This window comes from Hymenobacter elongatus, assembly GCF_004745955.1.
GTDB classification, from domain to species: Bacteria; Bacteroidota; Bacteroidia; order Cytophagales; family Hymenobacteraceae; genus Hymenobacter; species Hymenobacter elongatus.
Window position 1 is genome coordinate 1 of record NZ_SRLD01000028.1, and the last position, 21,891, is coordinate 21,891.

Below are 21,891 nucleotides of genomic sequence, written 5' to 3' on the forward strand. Positions count from 1 at the left end.
TCTGAAACTCGCGGGGGAAGGTGGGCATAGCAGAACGGTGTCGTTACCCAAAGCTAAGCCTGCCCTACCCGGCGGGTTTCTTTTTTGCCTCCTTACCAACCCCCAAAAGGCTAAAGTCAAGCTAAGAATCAACCCAAATGAACTACCCCGAATTCAAGCAGCCGCTCAACTACGGCCAGGTCGGCACCGATATCCTGGCCTGGTGGAAGCAGAACGGCATCTTTGAGAAAAGCGTGAGCACCCGCGAGGGGCAGCCCACGTTCGTGTTTTACGAAGGCCCGCCTTCGGCCAACGGCGCCCCCGGCATCCACCACGTGATGGCGCGCACGGTGAAGGACATCTTCTGCCGCTACCAGACGCTGCTGGGCAAGCAGGTGCACCGCAAGGGCGGCTGGGACACCCACGGCCTGCCCATCGAGCTGCAGGTGGAAAAGGAGCTGGGCATCACCAAGGAGGACATCGGCAAGAAAATCAGTATCGCCGACTATAACCAGCGCTGCCGCGAAACGGTCATGCGCTTCAAGGCCCAATGGGACGATCTGACCGAGAAGATGGGCTACTGGGTCGACCTCGACGACCCCTACATCACCTTCGAGCCGGAATACATCGAAAGCTGCTGGGCCCTGCTCAAAAAGCTCTACGACAAAGGCCTGCTCTACAAGGGCTACACCATCCAGCCCTACTCCCCGGCCGCCGGCACCGGCCTCAGCTCCCACGAGCTGAACCAGCCCGGCACCTACCGCGACGTGAAGGACACGACCGTGGTGGCTCAGTTCCGGGTGAAGCGCGACGAGAAATCGGAGATGCTGTTCGACAACGTGAGCCTGGACGAAGTGCCCCTGGCCCAGCTCTACGGCGACGATAACGCCGAGCCCGAGGTGTTTATCCTGGCCTGGACGACTACGCCCTGGACGCTGCCGGCCAACACCGCCCTGGCCGTGGGGCCGAAGATTCCCTACGCGCTGGTGCGCACCTTTAATCCGTATACCTACGCGCCCATCCGGGTGGTGCTGGCCGAGGCGCTGGTGAGCCGCTACTTCTCCGAGAAGGGCAAGGACGCCTCGTTTGAGGACTTCAAGCCCGGCGACAAAGTGCTGCCCTGGCACCTCGAAGGCAGCTTCAAAGGTTCCGATCTGGTCGGCATCAACTACGAGCGGCTGTTCGACTTCGTGCCGTTTGAAGGGCAGGAGCGGGCCTTCCGCGTTATCCCCGGCGACTTCGTGACGACCGAGGACGGCACCGGCATTGTGCACATTTCGCCCACCTTCGGCGCGGATGACTTCCGCGTAGCCCAGCAAAACGACATCCCGGCCCTGATGGTGCTCGATGATGAAGGCAAGCTCGGCCCCATCGTGGACCGCACCGGCCGCTACGTGAAGCAGATGGGTGAATTCGGCGGCCGCTGGGTGAAAAACTACGATGGCCACGACGAGTCCGGCGCCGACTACAAAACCCTCGACGAGAGCATCGTCATTAAAATGAAGGGCGACGGCACGGCCTTCAAGGTGGAGAAGTACGAGCACACCTACCCCCACTGCTGGCGCACCGACAAGCCCGTGCTCTACTACCCGCTCGACTCCTGGTTTATCAAGACCACGGCGGTAAAGGACCGGCTCATCGAGCTGAATAAAACCATCAACTGGAAGCCCGAAAGCACCGGCACCGGCCGCTTCGGCAACTGGCTGGAAAACCTGGTCGACTGGAATCTGAGCCGCTCCCGCTACTGGGGCACCCCGCTCCCGATCTGGCGTACCCAGGACGGCACCGAGGAAATCTGTATCGGCAGCATCGAGCAGATGAAGCAGGAGATTGACAAGGCCGTAGCGGCCAAAGTCATGACCCACAACCCCTACGCCAACGGCGAAAAGGTGGATCTGCACCGTCCCTACGTGGACGACATCTTCCTGGTGAGCCCCGGCGGGGAGCCCATGTACCGCGAAACCGACCTCATCGACGTGTGGTTCGACAGCGGCGCCATGCCCTACGCCCAGTGGCACTACCCTATCGAGAACGGGGAGAAGTTCAAGCAGAACTTCCCGGCCGACTTCATTGCCGAAGGCGTGGACCAGACCCGCGGCTGGTTCTTCACCCTGCACGCGCTGGCCGTGATGCTGGAAGACTCCGTGGCCTTCAAAAACGTGATGGCCAACGGCCTGGTGCTGGATAAGAACGGCAACAAGATGAGCAAGCGCCTCGGCAATGCCGTCGACCCGTTTGCCACCATCAGCCAGTTCGGCCCCGACGCCACCCGCTGGTACATGATTGCCAACGCCCAGCCCTGGGACAACCTCAAGTTCGACCTGGCCGGCATCACCGAGGTGCAGCGCCGCTTCTTCGGCACGCTCTTCAACACCTACTCCTTCTACGCCCTCTACGCCAACCTCGACGGCTTCCAGGCCCGCGAATTCGACCGCACGCCCCACGCCGAGCTGGGCGAGCTGGACCGCTGGATCCTGAGCAAGCTCCAGTCCCTGATTCTGGAAGTGCGCGGCCACTACGACGCCTACGACCCGACCAAGGCGGCCCGGGCCATCCAGGATTTCGTGACGGACCAGCTGTCCAACTGGCACGTGCGCCTCTCGCGCCGCCGCTTCTGGAAGGGCGAGCTGACCCAGGACAAGCGCGCCGCCTACGAAACCCTGCAGGAATGCCTGGTAACCGTTTCGCAGCTAATGTCCCCCATCGCGCCCTTCTTCGCCGAGTGGCTCTACAAGAACATGACCGACGGCATGCGTGCCGAAGCCATAACCAACAACACCCCGTTCGCGCCCGAATCCGTGCACCTGACGCTGCTGGTGCAGGCCGATGAGGCTCGTATCGACAAGGCTTTGGAAGAGCGCATGGAACTGGCCCAGCGGATTTCCTCGCTTACCCACTCGCTACGGAAGAAATCGGTGCTGAAGGTGCGCCAGCCGTTGCAACGCATCCTGGTGCCGGTGTTGAATGACACGACCCGGGCCCAGGTTGGTCTGGTCGAAGACCTGATCTGCGCCGAGGTGAACGTGAAGCACGTGGAGTTTCTCGACGACACCAGCGGGGTGCTGGTGAAGTCGGTGAAGCCCAACTTCAAGCGTCTGGGCCAGCAGTACGGTCCGAAGCTGAAGGTAGTAGGAGCCCGCATCCAGCAGATGACGGCCGATGAAATCAGCACCCTCGAAAAAACCGGCCAGCTGACCGTGAACATCGACGGCGAAACCTACACTCTCGCCCCCGACGACGTGGAAATCCGCACCGACGACCTCCCCGGCTGGCTCGTAGCCACCGACGGCCCGCTGACGGTAGCCCTCGACGTGACCCTGACCGACGAGCTGCGCCAGGAAGGCGTGGCCCGCGAGCTGGTGAACCGCCTCCAGAACCTGCGCAAGGACAGCGGCCTGGAAGTCCAGGACAAAATCCGCGTCACCCTGGGCCAGCAGCCCGAATTGCAGGCCGCCGTGCTTTCGTTCGGCGACTATATCCGCACCGAAGTGCAGGCCCTGGCCCTGGATTTCGCGGCCGATGTCAACGGCGGCTCGGTGCTTGAATTCGACGACTATTCGGTGCCGGTACAGCTGAGCGTGGCAAAAGGCTAAACTCCCCACTGTTACTTCATCCTACAGAAAGCCCCGGAACGAAAGTTTCGGGGCTTTTTAAGTGGTCAGGTGAATGTAACGTCGTCTTTATCGTCTGGCTCCCCCTCTCCTTTTCGGAGAGGGGGCTGGGGGGTGAGGCGACCGTCAGAACGGCCTGACCACAATACTTACGGCTGACCACGTATGGTGTATGGAGCCGCTGCAGGCATAGCTCCGCATACCAGCGCGGCTCTTATTCCGGCACCGTCAGATCAGCCTGCACCTCGGTGGCCGGGCCGGAGGAACGAATGAGGTAGCGGTAGCGGCCCGGGCACAGCCGGAGCGTGAGGGGCCCGGCCAGCGGCCCGATTTCGTGGGTGAAAACCGGTGGTACCTGGTCCGGGTGGGGGCCGCTCAGCTCGCTAAGGAGGTAGAGCTGCAGCACGCGGCGGCCGGTGGCGCTGGTGGCGCGGTAGGGGCTCAGATCAAACACTATTGGCCGGGCATTGGTGGCGGCGGGGTAGGGCAGGGGCAGCCGCTGGGCGTCGAGGCGGTTGTACACCGTCAGGTCGGCCGCATCGGTCAGGGGCCGCGCGGGCGACAGGCCGGGCCCGTCGATGGCCGGGTAGCGCACGTACAGCGTGCGGGCTATATCGGGTCGGGCCAGCGAATCGAGCGGCTGCCAGGGTGGCGGTAGCTGCAACGGCGGCAACACCCCGAACCGGACGCAGACGTCCTGCTCTATGTGCAGCTGGTCTATGGTCAGCACGGCTTTTCCGCCCCAGCCATCGAGCAGGCGCACGGCGGTTTTGCGGCCGTAGCTATCTGCCTCCCACAAGGTTTGCAGGCCCGGGGCCAGCACCACTACGCGCGCCTGCGGCGGCAGCGTATCCAGCACCCGCCGCAGCTTCCGGATGGGCTGGTAGCGCCGCGCCCAGCTGGCTTTATCAAAAGCCTCCGAAATACCTTGCGGCATAGTTTGCTGGAAGCCCGCGGGCTGCGTGGTATCCGCGAAGCCCAGCAGCGTGAAGCCCAGCCGGCGGGCCGTGCGGATGAGGTTGGCAAACTGGTAGTCGGGCGCGTATTCGTGCTGCCGCAGGCCGGGATACGCTCGTCGGTTCAGGTCGGCATCGGTTCCGTTCAGCGTTTCCACGGCCAGGTAGCGAAATCCCTGGGCGTACAGATCGGGCAGCGCCAGGGCCAGCAGCGTGCGGTGCTGGGGGCGGTACACGTTTTCATTGAACAGCACTACCTGCTTGCCGCGGGCCCGCTGCCGGATATCAGCCAGCGCCTCCCGCGCGGAGTACACGGCCCCGGCGGTGCAGGCATATGTAGCATCACCGCCATACTCCGGTGTGGGCAGCGAAATAAAATCCAGGTTGGTTGCGCTGAACAGCCACCGCTGGGCCGGCGCATTCGTCCAGGATTCCACCTTATCCACGGCATCTCCCAGGTACCAAAAATCGGCGGGTAGCCGGGGGCCAAACCGGGACTGATACGGCGTGAGGGCCGGATTGGCCTGACTCTCAGCAGGCGTAATCAGGCTGGCTCCCGCCGCGCGGCGGCCTTCTTCCAGCGCGGCCAGCGCCGGCAGCGGGTTGCCGCCGGGCGTGTGGCGCACCAGGCTGTCGGCAGAGCGGGCAAACTGCGCCGGAGTGCGCGGCGATGGTGCAGAGTCTAACGCCAGGGCGGGAAAAATACGGCTGCCATACAGGATTTCCAGCGTGCGGCCCAGCCGCGAAAAATTAAGATCCGAGCGGTCGGCGGGTTCCCGCGGCAGCTCGGCCCGCAGATACAGCCAGCCGCCGCCCGGCAGCGCGCACACCAGCTCCTGCGCTATCGGGGGCACGGTGCTGCTGCGGTAATAGCGCCCCGGCCGCCACGCCCGAAATCCCGCGGCCAGCCAATTCAGGTGGCTGGCCGGCAGCTGCGTCACGGTCAGCACACTCCGTGGCGCGGTCTGCTGCCGGATGTGGGCTACCACCGAAGCACCAGCGGCATTTTCGCCGGCTAGCTGATGGAGCTGGCGGAGTAGCGCCGCCTCGGGCGGACTGCTGGGGTAGGGCTCTACTAGGAAGCTGGCCGGCAAGGGTAGCCCCAGTCCCAGGCGCGCATCGGTGTAGGCCTGCGCCAGCGTATCGGCTACTGGCACAGGTGTTTGGCCCCAAATTTCTCCGGCCAGACTCCACCAAAAAACGACCGTTGCCGCCAGTGTTTTTCTCATTTTGCATTCCGTTTTGGTCTCTCAATTCAACGCAGGCACTGTCTTTCGTAAGCTACGCAATTGTCAACGGCAGCTCACCCGCGGGCGGACGGCCGAAAACCGCTGGCTTTGCCGTAAGTTTGCTCTCTGATGCATTTGGTACTGTGCCGCACAAACCCTGGAAATCCTGGTTTAAACTGGCACAAAACGGCCTCACAAACATATACCCAAGGCTTTTCTTCCGGGGCGGGTTGGTCTATAATTCCGCTCTTCTTTGTGCTTATGAAATACTGGAAATATTACCTGCTGGCGTTGCTGGTCATTCTCATCGATCAGCTCTCCAAGTGGGCCGTGCACACCTACATGCAGCCCGGTATGGCCGGCGAAATCCCGCTGATCGGGGATTGGGCCAAGCTGCACTACACCCTGAACCCCGGTATGGCGTTTGGCGTGGAGCTGCCGCCGCCCTACGGCAAGGTGCTGCTGACCGGCTTCCGGCTGGTGGCCATGTTCGGCATCAGCTACTACATCTACAAGCTCTGGGCCCGCCGGGCGCACCGGGGCCTCATTGCCTGCGTAGCCCTGATTCTGGGCGGGGCCGTCGGCAACCTGATTGACTCCATTTTTTACGGCAAAATCTACGATAACGCCCCGTTCAGCGCCCCGACGCCCTGGTTCCACGGGCAGGTAATCGATATGCTGTATCTGGACCTCTACGAAGGCTTTTTGCCCGCTGCTTGGCCCCTGGTAGGCGGTTACCATCTTTCCCTCTGGCCTATCTTCAACATCGCCGACTCCGCTATTTTCGTGGGTGTACTGCTGATTCTCTTCAACCAGAACCGGTTTTTTACCGAAGAGCCCGCCATAGTTGCGGCTCCGGAAGTGCCCCGCCGCGACACGGAAGCCTCCGAAGTAGTGTAAATACTGATTTTAAGAGTAAAAAAGGCCGGCTGAAGCAATTCAGCCGGCCTTTTTGCTGGCCGCAGCGCACCCTTTGTGCTGCCTGTGCTTGAATGGGAAGGCGAACGGGTACGTCTTCCGCCGCGCGAAGAGTAAAGTTCGCGTTACTTTTACCCGTAGTGCCTAACCAACCGTTGCCCGTGTCCCAGCCCATTCTTTCCGTTCGCAACCTGACCATCGACTTCCGCTCGCACCGCGGCGACGTGCGGGCCGTGCAGGACGTATCGTTCGACCTGCACCGGGGCGAAACGGTGGCTATTGTGGGCGAGTCGGGCTCGGGCAAGTCGGTGACGTCGCTGGCGCTGATGGGGCTGATTCCGTTGCCGCCCGGCCGCATTACCTCCGGCGAGGCCCGGTTTCAATCGGAAGCGCTGGGCGAGGTGGATTTGCTCCAGCTCAGCGACCAGCAGCTGCAAAAAGTGCGCGGCAACGACATCAGCATGATTTTTCAGGAGCCGATGACGTCCCTGAACCCCGTGTATACCTGCGGCAGCCAGGTGGTGGAAGCTCTGCGGCTACACACCACGCTCAACCAGAAGGAAGCCGAGGCCCGCACCGTGGAGCTGTTCCGGATGGCTCAGCTGCCGCGACCCGAGAAAATCCTGAACGCATACCCCCACGAAATCAGCGGGGGCCAGAAGCAGCGCGTCATGATTGCCATGGCCATGGCCTGCAACCCCGCCATTCTCATTGCCGACGAGCCCACCACTGCCCTCGACGTGACGGTGCAGGCCCGTATGCTTCAACTCATCGACGAGCTGCGTCGCCAGCACAATACGGCCGTGCTCTTCATCACCCACGACCTGGGCGTAGTGGCCGAAATTGCCGACCGGATTCTGGTGATGTACCGGGGCCGGGTGGTGGAGCAGGGGCCCGTGCTCGATATTTTCACCAACCCCCAGCACCCCTACACCAAAGGCCTGCTGGCCTGCCGGCCGAAGCTGTCGGTGGGCCGCCAGTGGCTGCCGGTCGTCGCCGATTTCATGACGGAAGACGCGGCCGGCAACCTAGTGGAACGGCTCCTGCATCCCACGCCGGATAGCTCAACTATTGCCGTAACTGCTAACGCTGATAACATTTCCCTTGTAACCACCAAAACGTTCCCCGTGGAACAAAATGAGGCGGTTTTGGCCGGGGAAAGTGGGGGAGAAGAGGCCCTCGGAAAACCAGCCCCACTCCCAACCACTCCCGCCGTAGCCGCCGAGGTGCTGATGCGCATTGACGGCCTGAACGTGCACTTTCCCATCCGCAAGGGCTTCTTCAACCGCCACCCCGAGTTCGTGCGGGCTGTGGATGGCGTCAGCTTCGATATTTTCCGGGGTGAAACCGTGGGTTTGGTCGGCGAGTCGGGCTGCGGCAAAACCACGCTGGGCAGGGCCTTGCTGCGCCTCGTGGAACCAACGGCGGGCCGTATTCTGTTCGAAGAGACGGATCTGGCGGCCTTGCCCGCCGGCGAATTGCGCAAACGGCGCAAGGAATTTCAGATGGTGTTTCAGGATCCGTACGCGGCCCTGAACCCGATGATGACCGTGGGCGAGGCCATTCTGGAGCCGATGCGCGTGCACAACGTGGGCGGTACCAAACAGCAGCAAAAGGACCGGGTGCTGGAGCTGCTGCGCACCGTGGGCCTCAAAGACGACCACTACCTGCGCTATCCGCACGAGTTTTCGGGCGGGCAGCGCCAGCGCATTTGTATTGCCCGCGCCTTGGCGCTGCAGCCCAAGTGCATCGTCTGCGACGAATCGGTGTCGGCCCTGGATGTGTCGGTGCAGGCGCAGGTGCTCAACTTGCTCAACCAGCTCAAGCGCGACTTCGGTATCACTTACCTGTTCATTACGCATGATCTGTCGGTGGCCCGCTTTATGTCGGACCGGCTGCTGGTCATGAATCAGGGCAAAATCGTGGAAAGCGGCCCCGCTGCCGACGTCTACGCCAACCCCCAGCACGAGTACACCAAGCAGCTGCTGGCCGCCATTCCCAAAGACGAGCCCCGCGACATCCGCGCCGCCGTAGCCCGTCGGGCCATGGAAGCGGGGTAGTGCGGATAGCAGGCTTTTTTAAAAAACCGTCATATCGAGCAAAGCGGGACCTCTCGCGTGCTGTCGTTGTTTACCCTGTTGTCCTGAGCTGGCAAAGGACCTTCCTCACCTCGGTGAAAAGGCTACTTCAATGTAGCATACTCAAGCGCAGGTCGGGTCACACGGAAGAATGCTGGTCGCAACCCGGAGCAAGGTCCTTCGCCAGCTCAGGATGACAGCCCTTATAGGACAGCTGCTAGTATCCAACCCCTATCAAATCAACCGCATCACTGTTTCGTAACTTTCCGCATATAGTCCATTTTGAATTTATTGCGTACTATCTTTCATCTGCCGCCGCTGCGCCTTTTTTGCTGCGGCCAAAACCTGGCCACCTGGGCCGCGTTCAACTCTTACTTCCTTTCCCGCGACCTGCCTTTTCGCACCAGTCGTACTTTCCATCTATCTGCGCCGCCTGCGAAACCGAAAACCACTGGCGGCACCCTTGTTTTCTAATGAAGAAAAAAGACGAATCTGAGGCTCCCCGCGCTTCCGCGAAAGCCTCCCACGCTCCAAAAAGTGAGCCTGCCCCAGTAACCAAAACCCTGGTGTTCCGCATTTTTGCCGATAACCCCGGCAAAGTATTTTCCTACCGTCAACTCTCGCGCCGCCTGGGCGTGACCACCAAAGAGCAGCGCGAAGACGTGTTTGCTCACCTCAAGGCCCTCAAGAATTCGGGCCAGCTCACGCTGCTCCAAAACGACGATTACCGCCTCACCGACCCCGAAGCGCTGAAGGTGCAGCCCCTGGCCGCCGACCGCCCCGAGCGCGGCGGCCAGGTAACGGCCAAAGGCGGCCGGCCCGTGGAGGCCGAGTTCGGCAACGACCCCATCGTACGCCGCCGCCGCACCCAGGGCTTCGACGAGCCCGGCGACGGGCAGCCCTCGCCCGGCCCGTATCGGGAGCGGGGCCAGCCTGGCTCCGACACCATCACGGGTACCGTGGCGCTGGCCACCAGCCAGTACGCTTTCGTGATTAGCGAAGAGAGCGAAACCGACGTGCGCGTGTTCACCGACCGGCTCAAGTTTGCCATGCAGGGCGACACGGTCCGCATCCGGTTGCGCGGCCAGCGCGACGGCCGTCCCGTGGGCGACGTGGTAGAGGTGGTGAAGCGGGTGAAGTCCGAAATCGTGGGCCAGCTCAAGGTGCAGGGCGGCTTCGGCTTCGTGTCGCCCGACCACCGCAAGCTCTACTTCGACGTATTTGTGCCCTTCGAGAAGCTGAGCAGCGCCAACGATGGCGAAAAGGTACTCGTGCGCATTACGGAATGGCCCGAGGACAGCACCCGCCAGCCGGTGGGCGAAATCGTACGCTCGTTTGGCCCCGCCGGGCAGAATGAGGCCGAGATTAACGCCATCATGGCCGAGTTTGGCCTGCCCTTCGAATTCCCGACGGATGTGGAAGAGGAGTCAGAGGCTATTCCGGACGTGATTCCGCAGGAGGAAATTGCTAAGCGCCGCGACTTCCGTCCCATCACCACCTTCACCATTGACCCCGCCGACGCCAAGGACTTCGACGACGCCTTGTCGATTCAGAAGCTGGAAAACGGCCACTGGGAAGTGGGCGTGCATATTGCCGACGTGACGCACTACGTGACGCCCGGCACCATGCTGGAGAAGGAAGCTAAGTTCCGCGCCACGTCGGTCTACCTCGTCGACCGCGTGATTCCGATGCTGCCCGAGCGCCTCTCCAACGGCGTTTGCTCGCTGCGGCCCCACGAAGACAAGCTGACGTTCTCGGCCGTGTTTGAGCTCGATGAAAAGGGCAAGCTCTACGAGTCGTGGTTTGGCAAAACCATCATCCACTCCGACCGCCGCTTCTCCTACGAGGAAGCTCAGGAGCGCATCGAAACCGGGGAGGGCGAATACGCCACCGAAATCGTACTGATGAACGATATGGCCAAGAAGATCTGTGCCGAGCGTTTTCGCAAAGGAGCCATCAGCTTCGAAACCCAGGAAGTGAAATTCCGCCTCGATGAGAACGGCAAGCCGCTGGGCGTGTACGTGAAGGAGCGCAAGGATGCTCACAAGATGATTGAGGAGTTCATGCTGATGGCCAACCGCAAGGTGGCCGAGTTCGTGTATGGCCTCAAAAAGACCAAGCCGCGCTTCACGATGGTGTACCGCGCCCACGAAGCGCCCGACGCCGACCGCCTTCAGAACTTTGCCCTCTTCGCCCAGAAGTTTGGCCATAACCTGGACCTGACTAACCCGAAGAAGCTCAGCACCGAGCTCAACGATTTGTCGCAACTGGTGGTAGGCCGGCCCGAGCAGAACGTTATCCAGACGCTGGCCGTGCGCACCATGTCCAAGGCCAAGTATACCACCGAGCCGCTGGGGCACTTTGGTCTGGCCTTCGAGCACTACTCGCACTTCACCTCGCCCATCCGTCGCTACCCCGACATGATGGCGCACCGCTTGCTGGAACACTACCTGGAAGGCGGCAAAAACGTGAAGACCGAGCCCGTGGAGGAAGAGTGCAAGCACTCGTCCGAGCGCGAGAAGATGGCCGCCAATGCCGAGCGTGCCAGCATCAAGTACAAGCAGGTCGAATTTATGGCCGACGTGATTGGCGAGCAGTTCAAGGGCGTCGTATCGGGCCTGACCGAGTGGGGCCTGTACGTCGAAATTGAGGAGAACAAGTGCGAGGGCATGATTCGCCTCAGCGACCTGCCCGGCGACTTCTACGAGCTCGACAAGGACAACTACCGCATCATCGGGCAGCGCAACAAGAAGATCATTCAGTTTGGCGACGAGGTGCAGGTTATCGTGAAAGCGGCCAACCTACTCGACCGCACCATCGACTTCGAAGTGGTCGATGATCGTCCCGATTCTGTGAAGCTCCGCGAAAAGGAAGAGCGCCGGGGCAGCCGCGGCGACCGTCCGGCCCGGGGGCCGCGCGGCGAGAAGCCCAGCGGTGGCCGTGGCCCTGGTGGCAAAGGTGGCGGCGGCGGCGGCGGCCGCGGCGGTGCCGGTGATAAGCGCCGCCGCTAGGCACAAGCCGACGCAATCTGTTTTCTGAGATGTGCGCACATTTCTAACCTGAAAAGCCCCGATGTAGGAATGCATCGGGGCTTTGTGGTTAAGCATAGTGTCGTGCTACGTAAGAGAACAGTCTGTTCGCTCAAACAGAGGAAGCCCGGCCCCGCACAGCCCGGCTTCTTCGGCTCCGCCATTTCCTCCGTACCTTTCCGCCCCACCTCTAAGCTGCCCTGTGGACCTCTCTTTTTTCTCCGATAAAATCACTGCCGCCCTGTCCCAACAGCGCTATGGCCAGGCTCCGGAAGCCCTCTACGAACCCATTCGCTACATCATGGCGCTGGGCGGCAAGCGCATCCGGCCGCTGCTCACGCTGCTTGGAGCCCACCTCTTCACCGACGACCTCGATGCCATTCTGAAGCCGGCGCTGGGCACCGAGGTTTTTCACAACTTTACCCTGCTCCACGACGACATCATGGACCAGGCCCCGCTGCGGCGCGGCCAGCCCACGGTACACGAGAAGTGGAATGCCAACGTGGCTATTCTGAGCGGCGACGTGATGCTGGTGCGGGCCTACGAGCTGTTTCTGGACGTGCGCCCCGAGTTGCTCCCAGTGGTGCTGCGCAAGTTCAGCCAAACGGCCGCCGAGGTCTGCGAGGGCCAGCAGTGGGATATGAACTTCGAAACCAACGAGCAGGTCAGCATTGCGCAGTACCTGGATATGATTCGGCTGAAGACGGCCGTGCTGCTGGGCTTTTGCCTGGAGCTGGGCGCGCTGCTGGCCGGCGCTACCGCCGTCGATGCCGACCACCTGCGCCAGTTTGGTACCGATATCGGCATTGCCTTCCAGCTCCGCGACGACCTGCTCGACGTGTACGGCGACGCAGCTACTTTCGGCAAGCGCGTCGGCGGCGACATCGTTTCGGACAAGAAAACCTTTCTGCTGCTCACGGCCCAGGCTCAGGCTACCGAGGCCCAGCGCGCCACGCTGGCGCAGTACATCGGCCAGCCCGTGGTGGATGCCGCTACCAAAGTGCAGGCCGTGCGCGCCGTATATGATGAGCTCAATATTCGCTCCCAGACGGAAGCGCTGATCAACGACTACTTCCAGGATGCGCTCCAGCATCTCGACCGCACCCAGGCTCCGGCCGAGCGGAAGGAGCCGCTGCGGCGCGTGGCGTTGCAGCTGATGGAGCGCGAAAGCTAAGCCCGCCGAATAACCCGTTCTTAAGCCCCGTCACGCAGACTAGGCCCCACAAGCCGTGTCTTCGTGCGTTTGTAGGCTTGCCAGGCCGCCTGAAGCCGCTATACTCTCTTTTTGCCTCCCCGATTCGAACCCACGCTCATGCTCAACCTTAGTGCCCCCCTTGTCCTGCTGCTTATCACCGCCGGTATTTCCATCTATGCCTGGTCCAATCAGACGCTGATGGAAAGCTGGATTATGAATCCGACCCGGATCCGGGAGAAAGGCGAGTGGTATCGTCTGCTCACTTCCGGCTTCCTGCACGCCGACTGGATGCACCTTATCTTCAACATGATTGCCTTCTACTCATTCGGGCAGTCGGTAGAAGATACGCTGGTTGCTACCAGCGGCCCGACGATGGGTTTGCTCCAATTTTTGGCGCTCTACCTCGGTGGCATCATCCTTTCCGACCTGCCCACCTACTTCCGCCACCGCGACGACCCCGACTACCGCAGCCTGGGCGCTTCGGGCGGTGTGGCGGCCGTGCTGTTTGCCAGCATTCTGTTCAATCCTGTGGGCGGCGAGGGCGAGGGTATTATCATCTTCCCGATTCCCTTTCCCATCAAGCCTTTCATCTTCGGCTTCCTGTATCTGGGGTATTCCTACTACATGGGCCGGCGGCGCGGCGACAATATCAACCACGATGCTCACTTCTATGGGGCGCTCTATGGCATTATTCTCGCCCTCATCTTCTTACCGGAAGCAGCACCTCATTTTTGGAGCGAAATCCAACAATTTATTTTTTAATATATTGACAATCAATTGTTTGTGCATTAAGTATAGCGGCATCTATATCCATTCTGGAAGTAGCGCGTAAAGACCGGCATAACTCCCTATTCTTCCACCTTCCGACTGTACCATGACCAGACTTACTGCCCTCACCAACCGTATTCCGGTTAGCGCCCTGTTGCTCACCGTCACGTCGCTGCTCTCGAGCTGCTCGGGTCGCCGCTCCGATGGCTCGCTCACGATTGTTGGCGTTGCTTATCTCATCCTGGCCGTTCTGGCTGTTCTGAGCCTGATTAAGCAGGATTGGTCCATTGGCAAGAAGATCATCTGGGGAATCATCATTTGGTTGTTTCCTTTTGGTGGCTCCATCATCTACTTCTTGTTCTCGGGCCGCAAATAGCCCGACCACATTCTCCAACGCTACCGTTTAAAAGAGAAGCCCCGTCACGATTTTCGTGACGGGGCTTCTCTTTTAAACGGTACTTTTTCGGCGGCTAGTCGCGCTTCAGGAGCCTGTCTTTTTCCATGCGCGCCACATGCTTCAGCAGCTCTCCGGTGTTCGTGATTTCCTTCACCTGCCAGTAGTCGCCCTTGTCCTGCATCTTCACCTCAATCACCATCGTGGTGTCGTATTTCGGCTGCGTAATCTCGATGCCAACCAGCGCCTGGCCGCCCTGTTCGTTCACGTACTTGATGTCTTTGAACTTGCTGTCGGTGCTCACCACTTTGCTCGCCAGGCCTGCTAGCGACACCTTCATCGTGCGCTCGGGCTGCGCCTCGGCGGCGGCGGCCAATGAGCCGGTCTGCACGTAGTTCTCCACTTCCTTATGCGCTGCCTTCGCCAGCTGCGGCTTCAGCAGGCGCAGCGCTCCTTTGAAAGCAAACGACCCGGGATTGAGCATGCCCAGCACCGAGCTCTGTGCCGTCACCTGATCCACCAAGCTACCCGTTACGCTGTTCACATCCACATACTGCTCAAAGGCGGTCATATCGTGGTCCTGGGTTGCCTTGGCGGCCTGCATCAGCGAATATTCCGGTCCGGTTGTCAGGCTGCGGTAATACAGATACCCACCCACTCCTAGTACGGCCAACAGGAACAGCAGAAAGATCTTTTTCATAAAGGTGTCAGAAGAAGTAAAGGTTTGAACCGCAAAAATATCGGTTTTGCCGCCCATTCCACGTCCAGAGCAGCAGTAGCCGGTCGGTTACCTTATTCCTGCCCCAGCTGCGCCCGGGGCCAGCACCCACACCCGCAGTTGACTCACCGCTTTTCTGACAAGGCTCCGAGCAGCTTTGTTGCCCCGCTGCTGCGTACAAGGAGTATGAACGGACCGTTTTCCTCCCCAGTTTCTTCTTTCCCGCGCCCTGAAATCCATGGCCACCGAGGCTGTCGGGGGCTGTTCCCGGAAAACACACTGCCTGCTTTTCAGCATGCGCTTGCCTTGGGAGTCGATGCTCTGGAGTTGGATGTAGTCGTTTCGGCCGACGGGCAGGTTGTCGTTTCCCACGAGCCGTGGTTTTCTGCTGCCATTTGCCGGCTGCCCGATGGGCAACGCATCGACCCTGCTCGGGAGCGGGAGCATAACCTGTACCGTCTCCCATACAACCAGATCCGGGAGTATGACTGTGGGCTGACGCCGCATCCGCGCTTCCCGCGGCAGCACTCCCTACCGGCTTACAAGCCGTTGCTACGAGACGTTATTCGTAGCGCGGAAGAACAGGTGTTGCGAAGCAGCCGCCCCCCGATTCACTATAGCATAGAAGTGAAAACCGAGCCGGCGGGCGACGGTGTTTTCCATCCTGCCCCAGAAGTGTACGTGGCCTTGGTGCTAGCTTTGATAGAGCAGGAAGGCATCGCCGACCGAGTGACACTGCTGTCTTTCGCCCCCCGGATTTTGCAAAATGCCCGGGTGCAGGCTCCCCATATTCCCGTGTGTCTGCTGGTAGAAGATCGGCTTCCCCTGGCAGAACATCTGGCTCGCTTGGGCTTCACGCCCCACGTATATGGGCCCGATTATCGGCTGCTTACGCCTGATCTGTTGCGGCAGGCTCGGCGTCTCGGGATGCGCATCGTGCCCTGGACGGTAAACGATATAGCGGCCATGCACGACCTCATTCGGTATGGCGTCGATGGCATAACCACCGACTATCCGGATGTGCTACAGGCTCTGCTGCTCCAAGAATAGGATAGCTGGCTGTTACGCTGTTCGTACGCTGTGTTTATTTGATATGACGGCGCACAACAATGCCGGGCACACTGAATTAACTGTCGACTGGAATATCCCGAAAGAGAGAAGAGGAGTGTAATGCCGCACGCTATGGTGTAATGATGTACACATTGGTGTTGTGTTTTATTACAACAAAAGTCTCCGTGTAACACGTTTGATTTGTTACACAGTATTGTAATGTTATACATTGTTGTTATTGTTCGATGCTCGGTTGTGTTTGTGTTACAAGTGTAATCGTGTAATATTATTGCTCCCTGTGATGGGAGATTGATACGTATTTAACATCTTTACATTCCGCTCCTTATTACAACCTGAACAACATGTCCCACCACGGTGAAATCCTGCAAGAATCCATCAAAAACAGCGGTATTTCGATTACGCGTATCGTGGAGGAACTCGGTATTACACGACCAACCATCTATCGTAAATTCAAGGAGGAGCGTCTGGATTACGCATTTGTAAAGCGGATAGGTGATATAATCGGCCACGACTTCTCGAATGAATTTACGGTGTTACAGCAGGGTGTCCTGCCTTTTGTTGCACCTGTTGTAACTAATAGCCCGCTGTCAAATGTAACACAGCGTACAAGTGTATTGCAGGCTGCTGAAATAGATCCTGTAAAGCAGCTTATGGCGTTACAAACGAAGTATATAGCCCTTCTAGAGGCTCATAATGAGCTTCTGATGAAGGTGTACGGCCCTAAATGACAAAAATGTTCCACGTGAAACATTTTTGTCATTTAGGGCCGTTGTTTGGGTTCTTTATTCCCAGGCGTTCTGGGAGCACTAGACTGGGGTGTTGCTTTGCTGCTAATACGCTATTTGACACCGTTCTTGGCGCAATAGATACATCTCCTGTTGCACGGCCAGCGTCGACAAAGCATTGTCAAATTCAGCCCGGTTCCGCTCCCGAAACTCCCGCCTTTTGATAGCTTCCAGGAAGCGCCGACTGTCTTCGTGCGTTTCTAGCGTGAGCCCTGGTACAGCCGTGGGCTGCCCCGAATCATCTTTGGCAACCATCGTGAAATAGGAAGTATTGGTGTGCTTCACGGTGCCAGTTCGCACATCCTCCGCTATGACCTTGATGCCAACCAAAAGCGAGGTACGGCCCACATAATTGACCGACGCCAGTAGCGACACCAACTCGCCGACTTCCACCGGCTGCAAAAAGTTGACGCCGTCTACACTGACCGTGACGCAATAGTTTCCGGCGTGCTTAGAGGCGGCAGCATAGGCTACCTTGTCCATCAGCGACAACAAGATGCCACCATGAATTTTGCCGCCGAAATTCGCGTAAGCTGGAATCATCAACTCCGTAAGAGTGACGCGCGAGTAAGACACCGGACGGAAATCAGGTCTGAGAAAATCCATAGGTTAGAAAGAGGTAATTGGTCAGGAAGGGTAGGGGGGCAAATAGGAGAATTGCCTCGGACCTTCGTGCTACACACTAAGAAATGACAGCCTGTGAGCTCTGCTCCCAAAGAAGGAAATCAGTAAGGCGTCGCTACCTACAATAGACCTGACATCTTGTGGTGATGACAAGTAGTACAGACCCAAAAGCAAAATGCGGCCCGCCGAATCTAAAGGACCCAAGTACAGACTGCACTACTCACCACCTTGGATCGGCTGATGCCTGAAGAGCAGGGGTCGCTAAGGTGGCAAGCAGCGTGGTAGCGTGGTACAGGAAGCTTGTTGGCAGAGAGGGATGCTCTACAGGAATACTACTTCCTTAATCACCTGTTCACCGACCTCAGCGTTAATAAGGTCCAGTACTCGGGTTTTGGCCATCACCAATTCGTGCTTAAGCGGCGCCGAGCTGAGCCGGACAAATAGTTTGCCTTGGCTGATATATACCTCCTGCGTTTTCAACGCCACAGCCTTGCCCATGATTCGCTCCCAGCTCGAAACTACCATTGTTTCGTTGAGCTTGCCTTGTAAGCGGTACGCCTTCAGCAGGGCCGTAATTCCTTCCTTCAGGGTGAGGATATCGGCTTTACGGGAATTTTCGGGCGAGTTGTATTTTTTCAAAACTGGAGTATAAACTACGCGCTGCCGAAAGGCCAATGCCAGGCCTTTCGGCAGCGGCTGTGCTGAGCAGTAAAGGTAGGCAGAAGCGCGGCTAGAGTGCCGTCACGCGACCCTTTTCTACCCGAAACCGGCTGATCTGCTCCGAGAGATTGGCCAGCACTCTGTCGGTGCGCTCCAGGTGCGTATCGGTCAGGAAGACCTGGCCAAAGGTCTGATCGGCTACCAGCTGGAGCAGCCGGGTAATGCGCTTCTCGTCGAGTCGGTCAAAAATGTCATCCAACAGCAGGATCGGCTTGTGCTGTTTGCGGGTAGCAGCTATTTCAAACTGGGCCAGCTTAAGGGCAATGGCGTACGATTTCTGCTGGCCCTGCGAGCCATAGTTTTTAACTGACACGCCATTCATCAGAAATACGAAGTCGTCTTTGTGCGGTCCAACGGTGGTGCGCTGCAAGGCCAAGTCCTTGCGCTCGGCTGCGCGCAATAGCTGCCCGAAGTCGGCATCAGGGAGCTGGCTTTTGTAGTCCAGTGTCACGTCTTCGCGGCCATCGGCCAGCTGCTGGTAGTGGCGCTGAAAGATAGGAGTGAAGTCGGCCAGGAACTGCTGCCGAAGCTGCACCAGCTCCGAGCCCACCGGCGCGAGCTGCTCATCCAGCACCAGCAGGTAGTCGCGGTCGTAGCCCTGGCGGTCGGCGGCTTGCTTGAGCAGCGCGTTGCGCTGGCGGAGGATATGGTTGTAGGATATCAGAAGCTCCAAGTACTCATGATTGAGCTGCGAAATCAGGCTGTCAAAATAGCGCCGGCGCTCTTCGCTGCCCTGCCGAATCAGGTCGGTATCATAAGGAGAAATAAGCACGACGGGGAAGCGGCCGATGTGGTCGGAGATACGCTCGTAGGGCTGCTTGTTGTGCGTCACGGCTTTCTTCTGCCCGGCCCGCAGGCTACACTGAATCGTTTCGCGCGCATCATCGGGCGGCGTACAGAAGCGGCCTTTCACCACGAAGAACTCCTCCCCCTGTTTTATGCTTTGAGCGTCCGAAACGGTAAAGGCGCTTTTGGTCAGGGCCAGATAGTGAATGGCGTCGAGCAGGTTGGTCTTGCCGCTGCCATTGTCGCCTACGAAGCAATTGATGTGTGGCGAGAGCTGCAGCGTCGCCTCATCGTAGTTTTTGAAGAACAGCAGGTGGAGGGTTTCAAGAATCATTCGGGGTTCGGAATTGCAATCCTTTTACGTACTTTCGCATCCCAAACGCGAACAACCGAGAGTACGATGGCGGAGACGAAAGTAAAGGCTACCCCAAGCGCTTCCAATTCGGCGAAAAAATCGTCGGCCCCGAAGGCTACCCCTGCAGCGGATATTGCCACCAAAACGGTGAAGCAACCCGACCCGGTATTGCCTCCCGCAAACGACGCACCCCCGGAAGAAACTACTCCCCAGGCTTCGCCGTCAACCGAGCCACAGTTCCCGAAAGAGACCTACTTGCGCTGGTACGAGCAAATGCAGCTCATGCGCAAGTTTGAGGATAAAGCTGGTCAGCTCTACGGCCAACAGAAGATTAAGGGTTTCTGTCACCTTTATATTGGGCAGGAAGCGTGCGTAGCCGGTGCCGTGTCGGCCCTGACTAAGGACGATAAATGGATTACGGCCTACCGCGACCATGCGCACCCGTTGGCGCTGGGCACGTCTCCCAATGCCATCATGGCTGAGCTATTTGCCAAGGCTACCGGTTGCTCGAAAGGCAAGGGTGGCTCTATGCACATGTTCGACAAGGCGGTAAACTTCGTTGGAGGCCACGGCATCGTAGGTGCCCAGGTGCCCATGGGGGCCGGCATTGCCTTCGCTGAGAAGTATAACAAGACCGGCAACCTCTGCATCTGCTACATGGGTGATGGGGCCGTCCGGCAGGGTGCTTTGCACGAAGCTTTCAACATGGCTATGCTATGGAAGCTGCCCGTCATTTTCGTCGTCGAAAACAACGGCTATGCCATGGGCACTTCGGTGCAGCGCACATCCAACGTTACGGAGCTGCACCACATTGGCCGGGGCTACGACATGCCGTCGGAGCCTGTGAACGGGATGATTGTGGAGGATATTCACAATGCCGTAGCGCGGGCCGCTGAGCGAGCCCGGGCCGGAGAAGGACCAACGTTCCTGGAGTTCAAAACTTACCGTTATAAAGGCCACTCCATGAGTGACCCCGCCAAGTACCGGACCAAGGAAGAACTGGAGGACTACCGTTCGCGCGACGCCATCGAATCAGTACGCGACACTATCCTGACCCACAACATGGCGACGGAGGAAGAGTTGAGCGTTATTGATGAGAAGATAAAAGCGCAGGTAAATGAGTCGGTTGAGTTTGCCGAAAACTCGCCTTACCCAACCGCTGACGAGCTGTACAAAGACGTCTACGTGCAGCAGGATTATCCTTACATCCGCGACTAACTACCACGCGGAGTTTTACCCGGCTGTCCGGCCGCCCTTTTTGAAAGCCCAGTAATGTCTAAGATTCCCTACACGCGCAATAGCCCGCAGAACCGTCCGCAGCAGTCTCAGGTCCCGGCCGACCCTAACCAGCCTGTCGAAGGCGAGTTGGTGCCCGAACACCCTTTGCTGGAAGACCCGGATGCCCTGGCTGCCCGCCTTGCTAACTCGGAGGACTTCCTGCGCCGCAACAAGAGCGTGCTGCTCGGTTTGCTGACGCTGGTGGTACTGGCGGTAGTTGGCGCGTTTGGCTACTATACCTGGCGCTCCTCCCAAGACCAGAAGGCTCAGGCTGCCATGTTTCAGGCTGTGAACTATTGGGAAGCCGACTCGCTGAACAAGGCAATGAAAGGCGACGGCCAGTACGATGGTCTGGAAGCAGTAGCTTCGGAGTACGGTGGCACGAAAGCAGGCAACCTGGCCAACTTCTACGCCGGTGTGGCTGCCCTGAAACAGGGTAAGTTTCAAGCGGCTATTGACTATCTGGAAGACTTCAGCTCCGATGACCTGCTGGTGCAAGCCCGGGCCTATGCGTTGCTGGGTGATGCCAACATGGAACTGAATAAGTACAAGGAAGCGGCCGACCTGTATAGCAAGGCTGGTAGCTACAATGCCAACGAGTTTTTCACCCCCGGCTACCTTATGAAGGAAGCCACGGCCCGCGAAATGCTCAAGGACTACGACGGTGCCATTAAGGCCTACGACAAAATCCTGACTGATTACCAAAATGCCCAGGAGGTAAGCGAGGCCAAGCAGCTCAAGTCGCGGGCCGAAGCCATGACCAGCAAATAGCAGAGCATCCCGACCAACTAAGGCTGCGCTTTTCCGCAAGGGAGGCGCAGCTTTGTTTTTAGACTACACCGTTCCAACCTAACGAAGCCCAGTATGGCTACTGCACTCAAAAATCTAAGCGACTACACCGCCGCCACTTTCGTCGATATCTCCGAGAAGCGCTTTGGGCTGGTTGTAGCCGAGTGGAACCGCGAAATAACGGATGTTCTTAGCCAGGGAGCCTACGACACACTGCTGAAGCACGGAGCCAAGGAAGAGAACATCTACCGCAACACCGTGCCGGGCAGCTTCGAGCTTACCCTGGGGGCGCAGTTTCTGGCCCAGCACGAAGAAATTGACGCGGTAATTTGCCTGGGTGTCGTTATCAGAGGCGATACGAAGCACGACGACTACATCAACCATGCGGTAGCGCATGGGCTGACCAACGTCGGGCTGAAGTTCAACAAACCCGTTATTTTCGGGTTGGTGACCACCAATACTCTGGAACAAGCGCTGGATCGGGCCGGTGGGAAGCATGGCAACAAGGGTGTAGAGGCTGCTGCTGCCGCCATTCACATGCTGGGCTTTTAAAAGCGTAAATTGGTAGCCAGGGCCCGTTTAAGAATAGCCGTTGCAGTCTGAGTATC

General features: G+C 59.0%; 17 protein-coding genes. 12 read left to right on the plus strand and 5 right to left on the minus strand.

Going from position 1 to position 21,891, the window contains the following annotated elements; genetic code table 11:
- Positions 1 to 137: 137 nt before the first annotated feature.
- A complete protein-coding gene (ileS, locus tag E5J99_RS14030; protein WP_135498448.1) occupies positions 138 to 3,572 on the plus strand; it encodes an isoleucine--tRNA ligase in 3,435 nt (1,144 codons plus the stop codon).
- A gap of 232 nt (positions 3,573 to 3,804) precedes the next feature.
- On the opposite strand, the gene E5J99_RS14035 is transcribed toward ileS, so the two are convergent.
- Positions 3,805 to 5,703, minus strand: coding sequence for a hypothetical protein (locus E5J99_RS14035; protein WP_135498449.1), 1,899 nt, complete (start codon positions 5,701 to 5,703; stop codon positions 3,805 to 3,807).
- A 333-nt stretch (positions 5,704 to 6,036) separates the two neighbouring features.
- Between E5J99_RS14035 and E5J99_RS14040 the strand changes: the two genes are divergently transcribed.
- The 6 genes from E5J99_RS14040 to E5J99_RS14065 all read left to right on the plus strand — a co-directional run bounded on the left by E5J99_RS14040 (position 6,037) and on the right by E5J99_RS14065 (position 14,139).
- Positions 6,037 to 6,675, plus strand: coding sequence for a lipoprotein signal peptidase (locus E5J99_RS14040; RefSeq protein ID WP_135498450.1), 639 nt, complete (start codon positions 6,037 to 6,039; stop codon positions 6,673 to 6,675).
- A 158-nt stretch (positions 6,676 to 6,833) separates the two neighbouring features.
- Positions 6,834 to 8,753, plus strand: a complete 1,920-nt coding sequence (locus tag E5J99_RS14045) for an ABC transporter ATP-binding protein (protein WP_245318980.1) — start codon at positions 6,834 to 6,836, stop codon at positions 8,751 to 8,753.
- A gap of 491 nt (positions 8,754 to 9,244) precedes the next feature.
- Entirely contained in the window at positions 9,245 to 11,782 is a 2,538-nt protein-coding gene (rnr, locus tag E5J99_RS14050) for a ribonuclease R (RefSeq protein WP_135498452.1), read from the plus strand.
- Between the two features lie 220 nt (positions 11,783 to 12,002).
- Positions 12,003 to 12,974, plus strand: a complete 972-nt coding sequence (locus E5J99_RS14055) for a polyprenyl synthetase family protein (protein WP_135498453.1) — start codon at positions 12,003 to 12,005, stop codon at positions 12,972 to 12,974.
- Positions 12,975 to 13,112: 138 nt separating this feature from the next.
- Positions 13,113 to 13,757, plus strand: a complete 645-nt coding sequence (locus E5J99_RS14060) for a rhomboid family intramembrane serine protease (RefSeq protein WP_135498454.1) — start codon at positions 13,113 to 13,115, stop codon at positions 13,755 to 13,757.
- 112 nt (positions 13,758 to 13,869) lie between these two features.
- Positions 13,870 to 14,139: a PLDc N-terminal domain-containing protein gene (locus tag E5J99_RS14065; protein WP_135498455.1), complete on the plus strand. Its 270-nt coding sequence runs from the start codon at positions 13,870 to 13,872 to the stop codon at positions 14,137 to 14,139.
- Between the two features lie 94 nt (positions 14,140 to 14,233).
- Here the strand turns inward: E5J99_RS14065 and E5J99_RS14070 are convergent, their stop codons facing one another.
- A complete protein-coding gene (locus E5J99_RS14070) occupies positions 14,234 to 14,857 on the minus strand; it encodes a DUF2939 domain-containing protein (RefSeq protein ID WP_167852141.1) in 624 nt (207 codons plus the stop codon).
- Between the two features lie 204 nt (positions 14,858 to 15,061).
- Between E5J99_RS14070 and E5J99_RS14075 the strand changes: the two genes are divergently transcribed.
- The gene (locus tag E5J99_RS14075; RefSeq protein ID WP_135498457.1) at positions 15,062 to 15,925 is read left to right on the plus strand and encodes a glycerophosphodiester phosphodiesterase family protein; all 864 of its coding nucleotides are present in this window, start codon (positions 15,062 to 15,064) and stop codon (positions 15,923 to 15,925) included.
- A 362-nt stretch (positions 15,926 to 16,287) separates the two neighbouring features.
- On the plus strand, positions 16,288 to 16,674 hold the full coding sequence (locus E5J99_RS14080) for a helix-turn-helix domain-containing protein (protein WP_135498458.1): 387 nt from the start codon (positions 16,288 to 16,290) through the stop codon (positions 16,672 to 16,674).
- A 102-nt stretch (positions 16,675 to 16,776) separates the two neighbouring features.
- On the opposite strand, the gene E5J99_RS14085 is transcribed toward E5J99_RS14080, so the two are convergent.
- The 3 genes from E5J99_RS14085 to recF all read right to left on the minus strand — a co-directional run bounded on the left by E5J99_RS14085 (position 16,777) and on the right by recF (position 19,195).
- Complete coding sequence (locus E5J99_RS14085) at positions 16,777 to 17,337, minus strand: acyl-CoA thioesterase (RefSeq protein ID WP_245318982.1); 561 nt, start codon at positions 17,335 to 17,337, stop codon at positions 16,777 to 16,779.
- A 339-nt stretch (positions 17,338 to 17,676) separates the two neighbouring features.
- Positions 17,677 to 17,994, minus strand: coding sequence for a DUF721 domain-containing protein (locus E5J99_RS14090; protein WP_135498459.1), 318 nt, complete (start codon positions 17,992 to 17,994; stop codon positions 17,677 to 17,679).
- A 91-nt stretch (positions 17,995 to 18,085) separates the two neighbouring features.
- The gene (gene recF, locus E5J99_RS14095; protein ID WP_135498460.1) at positions 18,086 to 19,195 is read right to left on the minus strand and encodes a DNA replication/repair protein RecF; all 1,110 of its coding nucleotides are present in this window, start codon (positions 19,193 to 19,195) and stop codon (positions 18,086 to 18,088) included.
- A gap of 66 nt (positions 19,196 to 19,261) precedes the next feature.
- Here recF and pdhA point away from each other — a divergent pair, with 66 nt between their 5' ends.
- From pdhA to ribH, 3 genes are all read left to right on the plus strand, one after another.
- A complete protein-coding gene (pdhA, locus tag E5J99_RS14100) occupies positions 19,262 to 20,434 on the plus strand; it encodes a pyruvate dehydrogenase (acetyl-transferring) E1 component subunit alpha (protein WP_135498461.1) in 1,173 nt (390 codons plus the stop codon).
- A gap of 54 nt (positions 20,435 to 20,488) precedes the next feature.
- A complete protein-coding gene (locus tag E5J99_RS14105) occupies positions 20,489 to 21,265 on the plus strand; it encodes a tetratricopeptide repeat protein (protein ID WP_245318985.1) in 777 nt (258 codons plus the stop codon).
- 93 nt (positions 21,266 to 21,358) lie between these two features.
- The gene (ribH, locus tag E5J99_RS14110) at positions 21,359 to 21,835 is read left to right on the plus strand and encodes a 6,7-dimethyl-8-ribityllumazine synthase (protein ID WP_135498462.1); all 477 of its coding nucleotides are present in this window, start codon (positions 21,359 to 21,361) and stop codon (positions 21,833 to 21,835) included.
- The last annotated feature ends 56 nt before the right edge of the window (positions 21,836 to 21,891 follow it).

What these genes read in the sequence shown, in the direction of transcription:
- E5J99_RS14060 (WP_135498454.1), top strand. Translation starts at nt 13,113, where the DNA reads ATGCTCAACCTTAGTGCCCCCCTTGTCCTGCTGCTTATCACCGCCGGT.
- recF (WP_135498460.1), bottom strand. Translation starts at nt 19,195, where the DNA reads ATGATTCTTGAAACCCTCCACCTGCTGTTCTTCAAAAACTACGATGAG.
- E5J99_RS14065 (WP_135498455.1), top strand. Translation starts at nt 13,870, where the DNA reads ATGACCAGACTTACTGCCCTCACCAACCGTATTCCGGTTAGCGCCCTG.
- E5J99_RS14080 (WP_135498458.1), top strand. Translation starts at nt 16,288, where the DNA reads ATGTCCCACCACGGTGAAATCCTGCAAGAATCCATCAAAAACAGCGGT.
- pdhA (WP_135498461.1), top strand. Translation starts at nt 19,262, where the DNA reads ATGGCGGAGACGAAAGTAAAGGCTACCCCAAGCGCTTCCAATTCGGCG.
- ileS (WP_135498448.1), top strand. Translation starts at nt 138, where the DNA reads ATGAACTACCCCGAATTCAAGCAGCCGCTCAACTACGGCCAGGTCGGC.
- E5J99_RS14075 (WP_135498457.1), top strand. Translation starts at nt 15,062, where the DNA reads ATGAACGGACCGTTTTCCTCCCCAGTTTCTTCTTTCCCGCGCCCTGAA.
- ribH (WP_135498462.1), top strand. Translation starts at nt 21,359, where the DNA reads ATGGCTACTGCACTCAAAAATCTAAGCGACTACACCGCCGCCACTTTC.
- E5J99_RS14105 (WP_245318985.1), top strand. Translation starts at nt 20,489, where the DNA reads ATGTCTAAGATTCCCTACACGCGCAATAGCCCGCAGAACCGTCCGCAG.
- E5J99_RS14040 (WP_135498450.1), top strand. Translation starts at nt 6,037, where the DNA reads ATGAAATACTGGAAATATTACCTGCTGGCGTTGCTGGTCATTCTCATC.
- E5J99_RS14070 (WP_167852141.1), bottom strand. Translation starts at nt 14,857, where the DNA reads ATGAAAAAGATCTTTCTGCTGTTCCTGTTGGCCGTACTAGGAGTGGGT.
- E5J99_RS14085 (WP_245318982.1), bottom strand. Translation starts at nt 17,337, where the DNA reads ATGGATTTTCTCAGACCTGATTTCCGTCCGGTGTCTTACTCGCGCGTC.
- rnr (WP_135498452.1), top strand. Translation starts at nt 9,245, where the DNA reads ATGAAGAAAAAAGACGAATCTGAGGCTCCCCGCGCTTCCGCGAAAGCC.